The sequence below is a fragment of the Sphingobium xenophagum NBRC 107872 genome (genome assembly GCF_000367345.1).
Lineage (GTDB): Bacteria > Pseudomonadota > Alphaproteobacteria > Sphingomonadales > Sphingomonadaceae > Sphingobium > Sphingobium xenophagum.
Window position 1 is genome coordinate 169167 of record NZ_BARE01000007.1, and the last position, 12819, is coordinate 181985.

At 62.6% G+C, this 12819-nt stretch carries 13 protein-coding genes and 1 tRNA gene; 9 read left to right on the top strand and 5 right to left on the bottom strand.

Annotated elements, in window-relative coordinates:
- Nucleotides 1-107 precede the first annotated feature (107 nt).
- The 3 genes from SX1_RS04560 to SX1_RS23710 all read left to right on the top strand — a co-directional run bounded on the left by SX1_RS04560 (nt 108) and on the right by SX1_RS23710 (nt 2722).
- On the top strand, nt 108-797 hold the full coding sequence (locus SX1_RS04560) for a DUF2490 domain-containing protein (RefSeq protein ID WP_019052112.1): 690 nt from the start codon (nt 108-110) through the stop codon (nt 795-797).
- 167 nt (nt 798-964) lie between these two features.
- Nucleotides 965-2554, top strand: coding sequence for an MFS transporter (locus tag SX1_RS04565; protein ID WP_019052113.1), 1590 nt, complete (start codon nt 965-967; stop codon nt 2552-2554).
- Nucleotides 2555-2572: 18 nt separating this feature from the next.
- Nucleotides 2573-2722, top strand: a complete 150-nt coding sequence (locus SX1_RS23710; RefSeq protein WP_019052114.1) for a DUF2256 domain-containing protein — start codon at nt 2573-2575, stop codon at nt 2720-2722.
- Between the two features lie 60 nt (nt 2723-2782).
- Here the strand turns inward: SX1_RS23710 and SX1_RS04575 are convergent, their stop codons facing one another.
- A complete protein-coding gene (locus SX1_RS04575; RefSeq protein ID WP_019052115.1) occupies nt 2783-3955 on the bottom strand; it encodes an acetyl-CoA C-acetyltransferase in 1173 nt (390 codons plus the stop codon).
- Between the two features lie 49 nt (nt 3956-4004).
- Entirely contained in the window at nt 4005-5093 is a 1089-nt protein-coding gene (locus SX1_RS04580; RefSeq protein ID WP_255209699.1) for a polyhydroxyalkanoate synthase family protein, read from the bottom strand.
- Between SX1_RS04580 and phaR the strand changes: the two genes are divergently transcribed.
- The 3 genes from phaR to proS all read left to right on the top strand — a co-directional run bounded on the left by phaR (nt 5092) and on the right by proS (nt 7635).
- Nucleotides 5092-5670, top strand: a complete 579-nt coding sequence (phaR, locus tag SX1_RS04585) for a polyhydroxyalkanoate synthesis repressor PhaR (RefSeq protein WP_017184428.1) — start codon at nt 5092-5094, stop codon at nt 5668-5670. The genes SX1_RS04580 and phaR overlap by 2 nt on opposite strands.
- A 6-nt stretch (nt 5671-5676) precedes the next feature.
- A complete protein-coding gene (locus tag SX1_RS04590; RefSeq protein ID WP_019052117.1) occupies nt 5677-6021 on the top strand; it encodes a hypothetical protein in 345 nt (114 codons plus the stop codon).
- An 87-nt stretch (nt 6022-6108) separates the two neighbouring features.
- Nucleotides 6109-7635 (top strand): proline--tRNA ligase, encoded by a 1527-nt coding sequence (gene proS / locus SX1_RS04595; RefSeq protein WP_019052118.1) that lies wholly within the window; start codon nt 6109-6111, stop codon nt 7633-7635.
- Between the two features lie 147 nt (nt 7636-7782).
- Here the strand turns inward: proS and hslU are convergent, their stop codons facing one another.
- Nucleotides 7783-9084, bottom strand: a complete 1302-nt coding sequence (gene hslU, locus SX1_RS04600) for an ATP-dependent protease ATPase subunit HslU (protein WP_019052119.1) — start codon at nt 9082-9084, stop codon at nt 7783-7785.
- Nucleotides 9085-9188: 104 nt separating this feature from the next.
- Nucleotides 9189-9755, bottom strand: coding sequence for an ATP-dependent protease subunit HslV (gene hslV, locus SX1_RS04605; RefSeq protein WP_019052120.1), 567 nt, complete (start codon nt 9753-9755; stop codon nt 9189-9191).
- Nucleotides 9756-9928: 173 nt separating this feature from the next.
- On the opposite strand from hslV, the gene SX1_RS04610 reads away from it, so the two are divergent.
- On the top strand, nt 9929-10117 hold the full coding sequence (locus SX1_RS04610; RefSeq protein ID WP_019052121.1) for a hypothetical protein: 189 nt from the start codon (nt 9929-9931) through the stop codon (nt 10115-10117).
- Between the two features lie 15 nt (nt 10118-10132).
- Here the strand turns inward: SX1_RS04610 and SX1_RS04615 are convergent, their stop codons facing one another.
- Entirely contained in the window at nt 10133-10249 is a 117-nt protein-coding gene (locus SX1_RS04615) for an entericidin A/B family lipoprotein (RefSeq protein WP_026002628.1), read from the bottom strand.
- 140 nt (nt 10250-10389) lie between these two features.
- Here SX1_RS04615 and SX1_RS04620 point away from each other — a divergent pair.
- Together SX1_RS04620 and SX1_RS04625 are read left to right on the top strand one after the other, a co-directional pair.
- Nucleotides 10390-10464 (top strand) — tRNA-Val (locus tag SX1_RS04620).
- Between the two features lie 119 nt (nt 10465-10583).
- Complete coding sequence (locus SX1_RS04625; RefSeq protein ID WP_026149510.1) at nt 10584-12812, top strand: S9 family peptidase; 2229 nt, start codon at nt 10584-10586, stop codon at nt 12810-12812.
- Nucleotides 12813-12819 lie beyond the last annotated feature (7 nt).

Sequence of the window (12819 nt, forward strand, 5' to 3'; positions counted from 1 at the left end):
ATTTTGGCACCGGGCTTGCAAAGACCATGATCGCCCTTTGTTATTTTATGTTTCGCTGGGCTGTCGCGCCTTGCCCCGGCCCCGATCCTTCGCCTAGCAGCCGCCGGATGAGCAGCCTGCGACAGACGATCTTCGGCCTTTTCGCCCTCTGCACTGCCATGGCTGTGTTCCCGGCCCACGCCGCCGAGGATGAGCAAGCCTGGCTCCAGGCTATCGCGCAGGAGCCAATTTTGGGTGACATCGTTTATTTCGCCGAGATCCAGTCCCGCTTTGGCAGGGATATGGGCGGGCTGGACCAGATGCTGCTGCGCCCGGCTATCGGCGTCAAATTGTCCGATCGTCTGACCGTCTTTCAGGGCTATGCCTATGTCCGCACGCCGCAATCGGGTGGCGGCGAAACGCGCGAGCATCGCAGCTTTCAGCAGATCAACTGGTCGCTTGGCAAGGTTGCGCGCGGGCCGCTCTCTTCCCGCACGCGGCTGGAACAGCGCTGGGTGTCGAGTGGCGACGATATGGGGTGGAGGCTGCGGCAGATGATCCGGCTGGCAGTGCCGTTGACGGAGAGGTCGGGGGGCGTGTCGGCGCTGGCCTATGCGGAAGGATTCGTTGCCCTTAACGATACCGATTGGGGCGCGCGCGATGGCTTTGACCGGCTGCGCAGCTTTGCCGGGCTGGAACTGCCGCTGGCGGGCAAGTCGACGATGGAGGTCGGCTATCTCAATCAATATGTCAAAAATCGCGGTCGCGCAGACGATGTCGACCATGTCCTGCTGGTGACGCTGCAACTGCGACGCTGACACAGGTTTTTGCCTGTCCTATTGCCCCTGCTTCATGCCATATCGGCCCTGTGTTGCGCAGGGTCGATGCAGACGGTCGCGTCGCGCGATGTTGGAAATTTAGTTGCCGGATCGGGTAATTGAATATCACGATTGCCGGGAAAAGTGCGAAGTTAAGGGGGCAGGGGATGAACGGAGCGGTCGGCAGCGACTATGTGATGGACGTCAGGCGCGACCGGCTGGTCATCACCGCCTCGGCGCTCGGCACCGTGTTCGAATGGTATGATTTCTACATCTATGGCGTCCTTGCGCCGATCATCGGGCGCACCTTCTTTCCCACCGACAATCCCACCGTCGAACTGCTCTATACGCTGGCGGGCTTTGCGATCGGCTTCGCCTTCCGTCCGATCGGCGCGGCATTGTTCGGCTATCTGGGTGACAGGCTTGGTCGCAAATATACGTTCCTTGCCACGATCATCCTGATGGGCGTCGCGACCGCCGGGGTCGGCCTGACGCCGTCAGCCGCCAGCATCGGCATCGCCGCGCCCATCATCCTGATAGTGCTGCGTATCGCCCAGGGACTGGCGCTTGGCGGCGAATATGGCGGGGCGGCCATCTATGTCGCTGAACATGCGCCGCCCGGCCGACGCGGCTTTTACACCAGCTTCATTCAGGCGGGAGTGATCGGCGGCTTCATCCTGTCGCTGATCGTCGTGGTCGGTACGCAGGCAATCGTCGGGCCGGACATCTGGGCGGACTGGGGCTGGCGATTGCCCTTCATCTTCTCGCTCGCCCTGCTCGGCATATCACTGTGGATGCGGCTGATGCTGCGCGAAAGCCCGGTATTTACGGCCATGAAGAAGGCAGGCGCCCAATCGAAAAACCCGATCAAGGAGGCTTTCACCTATCCGGGCAACCGAAAGCGGATGCTGGTCGCGATGATCGGCATCGCGGCTGGCTTCACCGTCATTGCCTATACGGTGATGTTCCAGGCGCTCTATTTCCTGCAAAATGGCCTGCATGTCTCCCCCGGCATCGCGCAATTGCTGGTGGGGGGCAGCGCCTTTGCGGGCATGGCGGCCTTCGTCTATTTCGGCCATCTGTCCGACCGGGTGGGGCGCAAGAAGCCGATCGTCATCGGCTATGCGCTGGTGTTGCTGCTGTTGATGCCGCTCTATCAATTCCTGGGCGCGACCGCGAACCCCGCGCTGGTGGAGGCAGGCGCGCGCTCGCCTGTCGTGGTGCGCGGCCCGGATTGCGTGTTCGATCCCTTCGCCAAGGTACAGCCGACCGCCTGCGGCAAATTGCTCGACCATTTTTCCAAGCGCGGCATCCCCTATGACAAGCTGGCCGCGCCCGCGCCTGCGGTGCAGATCGGCGATTTGCAGGTCACGGACCTTAGTAGCGACGGCCTCGATGCGGCGTTGAAAGCAGGGGGCTACCCCAGCGGCGCCGTAACCCCGGACTGGCCGCGCGCGATGATGCTGTTCGGCGCACTGCTGCTGCTCTGGACGCTATCAGGTGCGACCTATGGGCCGGTCGCGGCGCTCTTGTCGGAATATTTTCCGGCGCGCATCCGCTATTCGTCGCTGTCGATCCCCTATCATATCGGGACTGGCTATTTCGGCGGTTTCCTGCCGCTCGTCAGCCAATATATCGTGGCGCGCACGGGTGATCCCTATGCCGGGCTTTGGTACACATTGGCTGTCGTGGCGCTGGCGCTTATCACCTGTCTCGTCGCGCTGCCGGAAACGAAGGACCGCCCGCTCGACGCCTGAAACAGCCGGGGATTGCCGATGCCACGCGGCGTAGCGAAGCGCGATCTGCCGACCAAGACCTGCCCGGTCTGCCAGCGCCCCTTTGCCTGGCGCAAGAAGTGGGCTCGGGACTGGGACAATGTCGTCTATTGTTCCGACCGCTGCCGCAACGCGCCGCGCAAAGCCTGACACGAAAAAGGCCGCCGCTCCCTTTGCTGGAGCGACGGCCTTTTTCAATGTCTCAGGCGATCAGCGTTCGATGCACATCGCCACGCCCATGCCGCCGCCGATGCACAGCGTCGCGAGACCCTTCTTCGCGTCGCGCTTGGCCATTTCATACAACAGGGTGGTCAGCACCCGGGCGCCCGACGCACCGATCGGATGGCCGATGGCGATCGCGCCGCCGTTGACGTTCACCTTGGACGCATCCCAGCCCAGTTCCTGCCCGACCGACAGCGCCTGCGCCGCAAAGGCTTCATTGGCTTCGATCAGGTCGACATCGGCCAGCGCCCAGCCCGCCTTTTCCAGCGCCTTGCGGCTGGCAGGGGCGGGGCCGATGCCCATGATCGAGGGGTCGACGCCGCAGGTCGCAAAACCCGCGATCCGGCCCAGGATCGTCGCGCCGCGCTTGGCGGCGGCATCGGCGGTCATCAGCACCAGCGCGGCGGCACCGTCATTCAGGCCGCTGGCGTTGGCGGCAGTGACGCTGCCGTCCTTCTTGAATGCAGGCTTCAGCTTTTCCATCGCTTCGATGGTCGCGCCAGCGCGGATATACTCGTCCTGATCGACAATCGTGTCGCCCTTGCGACCCTTGATCGTGACAGGCACGATCTCGTCGGCAAAGCGCCCCGCTGCGCGCGCGGCTTCGGCCTTGTTCTGGCTGGCCACCGCGAAAGCGTCCTGCGCTTCACGGCTAATCTGATATTTCTCGGCCAGATTTTCCGCGGTGATGCCCATATGATAATTGTTGAAGGCGTCGGTCAGGCCGTCATGGATCATCGTGTCGACCAGGCTGACATTGCCCATCTTGCTGCCCGCGCGCAGATATTGCGCATGGGGGGCCAGCGACATGCTTTCCTGCCCGCCGGCCACCATGATGCTGGCATCGCCCGCACGGATCGCCTGCGCCGCCAGTGCGACGGCGCGCAGGCCCGATCCGCAGAGCTGGTTGATGCCAATCGCCGTGCGCTCGACCGGGATGCCGGCATTGACGGCGGCCTGACGCGCCGGATTCTGCCCCTGACCGGCGCTCAGCACCTGGCCCAATATCACTTCGTCCACTTCGTCGGGCGCGACCCCGGCCTGCGCCAGCGCGGCGATGATTGCCTGACGGCCCAGTTCATGCGCCGGAGTCGATCCGAACGCGCCCATGAAGCTGCCGACGGCCGTGCGCTTGGCGGCGGTAATGACGATATCTGACAAAGGCTCGATCCTCTATTATTGGGGTCTCTTTTCGCAGGCGCACATAGCATCATCCGCCATGGCTGGAAAGCCATTGGGACAGGGGAAGCCACAGAGTTTCGCGCGCCTGCCCACCCACGACCATGCCGACATGCCCCAGTTTCAATTGCCAGTCTGTAGCCAATTCGGCCGAGGCGGCGGCGGGGACGATCCGGTCGGTCGTGGAACGGATCGACAAGGTGGGGCAGGTCAGCGCCTGCGGATCGACCGTCTGTCCGCCAACGGTCCAGCGTCCTTGTCCGCTGGCGTTACCGGCATAGAGATCGTCGAACAGGTCGCGCCCCGCAGCAAAGGTCAGGGGGGGGCCACCATTGGCCCAATCCTCCACCGCCATGAACGCCCGCTCCCCGTCGGAACCCGGCGCGGCATCGGCAAAGACGGCGAATTTGCGGATCGTGCGCGCCGGGTCCATCGCCCAGAAGCCCGATTGCAGCACCTCCATCGGAACATAGCCCAGTCGATCGCACATCGGTTTCGCGCCGCGCCACAAAGCATTGATCTCCTGCCGGTCGGCATCGGCAAAGCCATCGAAACGCCAGGGCGAGGCAATGGTTGCGACTGCCTGAACAGGGCGCAGCATCGCCGCACCCATCGCCAGCGTTCCTCCCAGGCAATAGCCCACGATGATGGGCGGTCGCGGCAGCGCCGCGATCAGCGGCAAGAGCCGGTCGATGACATGCCCTTCAAGCCCCATCGCCCTGTCGTCGGCCAACGGAGCGCCCCAGTCGACCAGCCATGCATCATGTCCTGCTGCGGCCATATGGCGCAGCAAAGATCGGCGTTCCGACAGGTCCAGCACTTGCGGAGGATTGATGAGCGAGGGCACGAAAACCACCGGAGCGCGGCCATTTTCAACGCCATAACGCAGCAACCGGGCACTGCCGACCTGCACCATGCTGGCCGGGGCAGTCGGCGGGGCGGGGCGCTTTGCCTGCTGATAGCGGCGCAAACCGACGAACGCGCGCTTGCGCAGTTCGGGATCGCCCTCTGTTTCGCGCCATAAAATGTTGAGAAAAAGGGGTAAAGGCCTCGGGCCATGTTGCGGTGCGGCAACGCCCTGTGCTAATAAGGATTGTGCAGGTGCGGGAGAGGTGTCCATGGCCAAATCTAAAGCGGCTAATGAATCAGAGCCGGTCGTTATCAAGAAATACGCTAACCGGCGGCTTTATAACACCGAAACCTCCAGTTACATCACCCTTGATCTCCTGTCGCAAATGACGCGCGAGGGCCGCGAGTTCGTGGTCGTCGATGCCAAGAGCGGCGAGGACATCACGCACAATGTCCTGACGCAGATCATCATGGAAGAAGAACAGCGCGGCGAAAATATGCTTCCCGTCAACTTCCTGCGCCAGTTGATCTCCATGTATGGCGATTCGATGCAGTCGATGGTGCCGCAATATCTCGAAGCGTCGATGGATGCCTTCCGCAAGAACCAGTTGCAGTTTCAGGAAGCGATGCAGGGTGCGTTCGGCGGCGGTCCGCTGGCCGAGATCGCCAAGCGCAACATGCAGATGTTCGAGGCCGCGACCAGCGCCTTCAAGGGGGCAGGCGGGCTGATGCCGGGTGTTCCGGGCGTTCCGGGCACGACGCCCGCGGAAGCCGACAAGGATGACGAGATCGCCGAGTTGAAGGCGCAACTCGCCGCGCTCAACGCGAAGATCGACAAGCTGGGCTGATACCCCATGGCGAAGGCTGACCGGCTCGAACGGCTGGACGTAAGGCGGGCCGAGCTGGAAGCCGACTATGAAGCCGCGTTGATCGCAGCGCTTCAAACGGCCGCTGGCGGGGTTTGGGGCCTGTTCGACCATAAGCCTGACCGACAGGCCCGCGCCAGAACTGCGCCTGTCATCGCGGCGCTGGATGAACTTGCCGCCGACATCGACGCCCTGCGCGATCAGTTGGGGCTGGAGCCATTTGCGCTGCACCAGTCCTTTCTTGCCGCCCGCGGCCCGGTGGCATCGGATGCGCCGGGCGAGCCCAAGCAAGCCCGCGCATGGCTCGAAAAACTGGGCGTGACCATCGGCTGAACATCTATGCGCGTCGGGGCTGGACGGGAATAGCGCGCATGGCCTATTGCGCGCCGATCCATTCCCTACAGCAGGCAAGCCATCTCTGTGAAACACGCCCTTTCCGTCACCCGCGAACAGGATTTCTCCGCCTGGTATCAGGCCGTCATTACCGAAGCGGACCTTGCCGAAGAAAGCGGCGTGCGCGGCTGCATGGTCATCCGGCCATGGGGCTATGGCATCTGGGAACGCATCCAGACATTGCTTGACGCGCAGATCAAGGCGACGGGCCATGAGAACTGCTATTTCCCGCTGTTCATCCCCTTGAGCTATTTCGGAAAGGAAGCCGAGCATGTCGACGGCTTCGCCAAGGAAATGGCGGTCGTCACCCATCACCGGCTGATCCAGAAGGACGGCAAGCTGGTTCCCGATCCGCAAGCCAAGCTGGAGGAGCCGCTGGTCGTGCGCCCGACGTCGGAAACGGTGATCGGCGCGGCGTTCAGCCGTTGGGTCCAATCCTGGCGTGACCTGCCCGTCTTGATCAACCAGTGGGCCAATGTCGTCCGCTGGGAAATGCGCACCCGCATGTTCCTGCGCACCACGGAATTTCTCTGGCAGGAAGGCCATACCGCCCACGCCACCGTCGAAGAGGCGATGGAAGAGACGATGAAGATGCTGGAAGTCTATCGCAGCTTTGCGGAAGACTGCGTCGCCATGCCCGTCGTGGCGGGCGAAAAGCCGGAGAATGAACGCTTCCCCGGCGCGGTCGCGACATATTCGATCGAAGCGATCATGCAGGACGGCAAGGCGTTGCAGGCCGGCACCTCGCACTTCCTGGGCACCACCTTCAGCCAGGCGCAGAATATCAAGTTCCAGAATGCCGAAGGGCAGCAGGAACTGGCGCAGACGACCAGCTGGGGCATGTCCACCCGGATGATCGGCGGGCTGATCATGGTCCATGGTGACGATGACGGACTGCGCGTGCCGCCGCGCGTTGCGCCCTATCAGGTCGTCGTGGTGCCGATGCTGCGCGACACGGACGAGGATGCCGCGATCGTCGATTATTGCGCCGATCTGGTCAGTCAGCTCAATGCGCTGGACGTATTCCGCGAACCCGTGCGCGCGCTGCTTGACCGTCGCGCGGCCAAGGCAGCGACCAAGCGCTGGGGCTGGGTCAAGAAGGGCGCGCCCATCGTGATCGAAGTCGGTGGCCGCGACGTGGCGGGCGGTAATGTGTCGGTGATCCGGCGCGACCGGCTTTATCGCGCCGACGGCAAGCTCGACAGCCAGATTGTGGCCAGGGACGATTTCGTCGCCGGCGCCACCGCCATGCTGACCGAAATTCAGGCGTCCTTGTTCGCGGATGCCAAGTCCAGGCTGGATGGCAGCATCGACCGGTCGATCACCGACATTGAAGCGCTCAAGGCCTATTTCGCCGCCAGCGCCAAGCCCGGCTGGGCGCTGGTTCAATGGGCCAAGCCGACCGGCGAGGCGCTGGAGAAGGTGGTGCAGTGGCTCAAGGGCGAGAAGCTGACGCTGCGCAATGTGCCCAATGATGCCGACCCCGCGGACGGGACATGCATATTCACCGGCGAGAAGGCGGTCGAGCGCGTGCTGGTCGGGCGGAGTTATTGATTTGAACAAAATCCCCTCCCGCAGGCGGGAGGGGCAGCAAGACTTTATGAGCCGAAGGCGAATTTAGTCGCAGCGGGGTGGGCATGTGCGAGGTTGCGCACGCCCACCCCCTAGCCCACTCCCGCAGGCGAGAGGGGGAACTGGAAATTACAGCACATATTTGCTCAGATCCGTGTCGTGCGCGATCGCATTGAGCTGCTTTTCGACATAGGCGGCGTCGATCACCAGCGTTTCGCCGCGACGATCCTCCGCCTCGAAACTGACATCCTCCAGCAGCTTTTCCATCACGGTCTGAAGGCGGCGGGCGCCGATATTTTCGACCTCGCTATTTACTTCGGCAGCGATGCGCGCAACGGCGTGGATGCCTTCGGGCGTCAGGTCGATTGTCACCTCCTCCGTCGCCAACAGTGCGCGATATTGCGCCACCAGGCTCGCCTTGGTGTCCGACAGGATCGCCACGAAATCCTCCTCGGTCAGCGCCTTGAGTTCGACGCGGATCGGCAGGCGGCCTTGAAGTTCGGGGAGCAGGTCGCTGGGCTTGGCGACGTGGAAGGCGCCGGACGCGATGAACAGGATATGGTCGGTCTTGAGCGGACCATATTTGGTCGAAACGGTCGTCCCTTCGATCAGCGGGAGCAGGTCGCGCTGCACGCCCTCGCGACTGACCGAGCCGCCGCGCACGTCGCTGACCGCAATCTTGTCGATCTCGTCAAGGAACACGATGCCATTCTGTTCGGCGCTGGTGATGGCAACGCGGGCGACATCATCCTGATCCAGGCGCTTGTCCTGCTCTTCCTCGACCAGCTTGTCCCACGCATCGGCGACCCGCATCTTGCGGCGCTTCTTCTGCTGCTGGCCAAAGGCTTTGGACATCATGTCGGACAGGTTGATCATGCCGACCTGACCACCCATGCCGGGAATTTCCATCGGCATGGACGGGCTATCGGCGACTTCCACCTCGACCTCGACATCGTTCATCTGATGCTGTTCGATCTTCTGGCGGAAGGACAGGCGCGTAGCCTCGCTGGCTTCCTTGCCCGTCAGTGCGTCGAGCAGGCGGCCCATCGCGGCTTCCGACGCGGCGTCGCGCACGGCCTCGCGACGCCGGTCCTTTTCCAGGCGCACCGCTTCCTCGACAAGATCGCGGACGATCTGTTCGACATCGCGGCCAACATAGCCGACTTCGGTGAATTTGGTGGCCTCTACCTTGACGAAGGGCGCATCCGCCAGTTTGGCAAGGCGACGGCTGATCTCCGTCTTGCCGCAGCCGGTCGGCCCGATCATCAGGATATTCTTGGGCGTTACCTCGTCGCGCAGGTCGTCGGGCAGATGTTGCCGCCGCCAGCGGTTGCGCAGGGCAACGGCAACGGCGCGCTTGGCGTCATGCTGGCCGATGATATGCGCGTCGAGCGCGGCGACGATGGCTTTAGGGGTCAGATTGTCGTTCATTTCAGTCCTTTTACCCGCCCTTCAGGGAGGGGTTAGGGGAGGGCATGTCGGGGATGTCTGATTACGCGCCCTCCCCAAAATTCCTCCCGCAAACGGGAGGGAGGTTAAGCGGCGCTGTCCAGCGTCTCGATTGTGAGCTGATCGTTGGTATAGACGCAAATGTCGGCCGCCACGGCCATGGCCTTGCGCGCCAGCGTTTCCGCATCTGCCTCATAATCGACCAGCGCGCGGGCGGCGGCGAGGGCGAAGTTGCCGCCGGAGCCGATCGCGGCCACGCCATTCACGGGTTCCAGCACGTCGCCATTGCCGGTCAGGATCAGCGTCACATCCTTGTCCGCGACGATCATCATCGCTTCCAGATTGCGCAGATATTTGTCAGTGCGCCAATCCTTGGCCAGTTCGACCGCCGATCGCATCAATTGGCCGTTATGGCGCTCCAGCTTCGCTTCCAGCCGCTCGAACAGCGTGAAGGCGTCGGCGGTGGCGCCGGCAAAGCCGCCAATGACGCTGCCGTCATGCAGTCGGCGAACCTTGCGGGCATTGGGTTTCATCACCGTCTGGCCCATCGAAACCTGACCGTCGCCAGCGACGACGACCTTCCCATTCTTGCGGACCGACATGATGGTGGTGCCATGCCAGACCGGCATGCTGCTGCTGTTATGGTCATTCATGAAGCGGCATATGGGACGCTGTGCTTTGCGGTGCAAGTCGCCTGAACAGCGACGACGAAGCGTGGCATTTTGGCGACAATATTCTTACAAACCGTTCAGGAACAAATGTCGATCAATTGACATTGTGCATCGCACCATCAATTATTGGCGTCCGCATTCATGGGAGAACGCGCATGACTCTCAAGGCCAGAGCTCAGGAAAAGGTCGAGCGCGCGGGCATTTCCAATTATAGTTTCGATCACGACATTTTGGTCATGTGTGGCGTGCGCTACACGATCGAAGCATGCAACTGTGGCGAACCGGGATGTGATGGTGTCCGGCTGCGCAAAAACGCAACAGCCATCGGCCGCGTCCTGCAATAATATACTGTCGATCGGTCAGTGCATCACTTCTTTGCCGGCCCGACCAACAGATTCAATATCGCGTCCTACGCCCTGCACCGTGTTGCAGGCGGCCAGCGTAGCCAGAATGGCCAGAAACAGCGCCTTACGCATTAAGTCGTCACTCCATATTTGCGGCATAATCATTTTAAGCGCTTGGGCGACGCCGTGCAAAGGCGCAATTTGTACGCGCCCATGCCGCCACGCTTGACAGGGCGCGCCAGCGATGCCAATGGCCGCCTCCTCCCGAAAGGGGGCGCGTAGCTCAGTGGTAGAGCACACCCTTCACACGGGTGGGGTCGTAGGTTCAATCCCTACCGCGCCCACCATGGCTTGGCTGCCATGGACGGGACAGATTATTTCCCTGCATTGATCTTTTCAGTCTCATGGGGCTAATCATTGCCCTTGATCCGGTGGCCTGTACGGCCGCCGACGTGAAAGGATGTCGATGCCGCCCTATCTGAAATCCGGCGCAGCCCTTGGCGTGCTGCTGATGCTGTCCACCGCGCCTGTCATCGCGCAGGAAAAGCTGACGCTCGAGAGAGTTTTTGCCAGCCCCGACCTGGCAGGACCGCAGCCGCGGGCGCTAAAATTGTCGCCGGACGGTACGCTCGTCACCCTGCTCAAACCGCGCGCCGACGAAAAGGAGCGGCTGGACCTGTGGGCGATCGACACGCGCACCGGCAAGCAGCGGATGCTGGTCGATTCGCGCAAGACCGGCAGCGGCGCGGCGCTATCCGAAGCGGAAAAGATGCAGCGCGAACGCGACCGCTCCGTCGCGGGGAGCACCGGCATAACCAGCTATGACTGGTCGCCGGATGGCAAGAGCATCCTGGTGCCGGTCGATGGCGACCTTTATCTTGCGGCGCTGGATGGCAAGGTGCAGCGCCTGACCGATACGCCCGACGGCGAATTGAATGGCGTTGTCAGCCCCAAGGGCGGTTTCGTGTCCTTCGTGCGCGGCGGCAACCTGTTCGTACAGCCGATCGGCGGTGCGGAACGGCAGGTAACGCAAGGGGCCAGCGATACGGTCAGTTGGGGCGTTGCCGAATTTGTCGCGCAGGAGGAGATGGACCGGCGCACCGGCTATTGGTGGTCGCCCGACGACAGCCTGATTGCGGTTGCACGGGTCGATGAAAGCCCGGTCGGCATCGTCACCCGTACTGCAATTGGCGGGGAGGGCACGACAGTCTATCAGCAGCGTTACCCGGCCGCCGGGACGCCCAATGCGATCGTCGACCTCTATGTCATGAAGCCGGACGGGTCGGGCCAGGTGAAGGTCGATCTGGGATCGGATCGGGACATTTATCTGGCGCGGGTCGACTGGGCGAAGGATGGCCGCACGCTCTATGTCCAGCGCGAAGCGCGCGACCAGAAGCGGCTCGACCTGCTGGCAGTCGATCCGGCGACCGGCAAGGCCAAGGTCATTCTGAGCGAAACGGCCAAAAGCTGGATCAACCTGAGCGACAATTTCCATCCCCTGTCGGGCGGCGATTTCCTGTGGTGGTCCGAAAAGAGCGGCCATGGCCATCTCTACCGCGTCCATGACGGCAAATGGACGGCGCTGACCAGTGGCGACTGGGAGGTCAAGACGCTGGTGGCGGTCGACGAAAAAGCGGGGCTGGCCTATTTCACCGGCAATCGCGAAACACCGCTGGAACAGCAGCTTTACAGCGCCCCCATCACGCGACCGGCCGCCGCGCGCCAGATTACGGCCAGCGGCTGGTGGAATGACGCGGTGATGGACGCCGCCGCCAGCCGCGCCGTCATCACGCGCCAGAATAGCGATCAGCCCAAGCAGGTCTATCTGGTCGACAATAGCGGCAAGCAATTGCAGTGGCTGTCCGAAAATGCGCTGAAGGGCGATCATCCCTATGCACCCTATCTGGCGAGCCATGTCAAAACCCGGTTCGGCACGATCAAGGCGGCGGACGGAACGACGCTCTATACCAAGATCATGACCCCGCCGATCGAGCCGGGAAAGCGCTATCCGGTGTTCATGATCCATTATGGCGGGCCGGGCGGCGGGCGGCAGGTGACGAACACATGGTCCGGCGCGCTGAACCAGTATCTGGTCGACCGCGGCTGGATCGTCTTTGCTGTCGACAATCGTGGCACGCCCGATCGCGGCAAGGCGTTCGAGGATCATCTCTATCGCGCGATGGGAACAGTCGAGGTGACGGATCAACTGGCGGGCGTGGATTGGCTGAAGGCCCAGCCTTTCGTCGATCCCAAGCGGATCGCGACCTATGGCTGGTCCTATGGCGGCTATATGTCGTTGAAGCTGCTGGAAAAGGCACCGGGCGTTTTCGCGGCGGCCGTGGCGGGTGCGCCGGTCACGAAGTGGGAGTTGTACGACACCCATTACACCGAACGCTATCTGGGGATGCCACAGGACAAGCCCAGCGCCTATCCGGCATCAGGCGCGATCGACGAGGCGGTGAAGATCAGTGATCCGTTGATGCTGATCCACGGCATGTCGGACGACAATGTGGTGTTCGACAATGCCACTGCCCTGATGGCCAAGATGCAGGGCGCGGCGGTGCCGTTCGAGATGATGGCCTATCCCGGCCAGACCCACCGCGTCGGCGGGCCGGGGATCAGCGTACACCTGTGGCGCACGATCGAGGATTTTCTGGCCCGGCGCGGGATAGCGCCCGACGCCGCCAAACCATAGGAGACAG

What these genes read in the sequence shown, in the direction of transcription:
- SX1_RS04560 (WP_019052112.1), top strand. Translation starts at nt 108, where the DNA reads ATGAGCAGCCTGCGACAGACGATCTTCGGCCTTTTCGCCCTCTGCACT.
- SX1_RS04565 (WP_019052113.1), top strand. Translation starts at nt 965, where the DNA reads ATGAACGGAGCGGTCGGCAGCGACTATGTGATGGACGTCAGGCGCGAC.
- SX1_RS23710 (WP_019052114.1), top strand. Translation starts at nt 2,573, where the DNA reads ATGCCACGCGGCGTAGCGAAGCGCGATCTGCCGACCAAGACCTGCCCG.
- phaR (WP_017184428.1), top strand. Translation starts at nt 5,092, where the DNA reads ATGGCCAAATCTAAAGCGGCTAATGAATCAGAGCCGGTCGTTATCAAG.
- SX1_RS04580 (WP_255209699.1), bottom strand. Translation starts at nt 5,093, where the DNA reads ATGGACACCTCTCCCGCACCTGCACAATCCTTATTAGCACAGGGCGTT.
- SX1_RS04590 (WP_019052117.1), top strand. Translation starts at nt 5,677, where the DNA reads ATGGCGAAGGCTGACCGGCTCGAACGGCTGGACGTAAGGCGGGCCGAG.
- hslU (WP_019052119.1), bottom strand. Translation starts at nt 9,084, where the DNA reads ATGAACGACAATCTGACCCCTAAAGCCATCGTCGCCGCGCTCGACGCG.
- hslV (WP_019052120.1), bottom strand. Translation starts at nt 9,755, where the DNA reads ATGAATGACCATAACAGCAGCAGCATGCCGGTCTGGCATGGCACCACC.
- SX1_RS04610 (WP_019052121.1), top strand. Translation starts at nt 9,929, where the DNA reads ATGACTCTCAAGGCCAGAGCTCAGGAAAAGGTCGAGCGCGCGGGCATT.
- SX1_RS04615 (WP_026002628.1), bottom strand. Translation starts at nt 10,249, where the DNA reads ATGCGTAAGGCGCTGTTTCTGGCCATTCTGGCTACGCTGGCCGCCTGC.
- SX1_RS04625 (WP_026149510.1), top strand. Translation starts at nt 10,584, where the DNA reads ATGCCGCCCTATCTGAAATCCGGCGCAGCCCTTGGCGTGCTGCTGATG.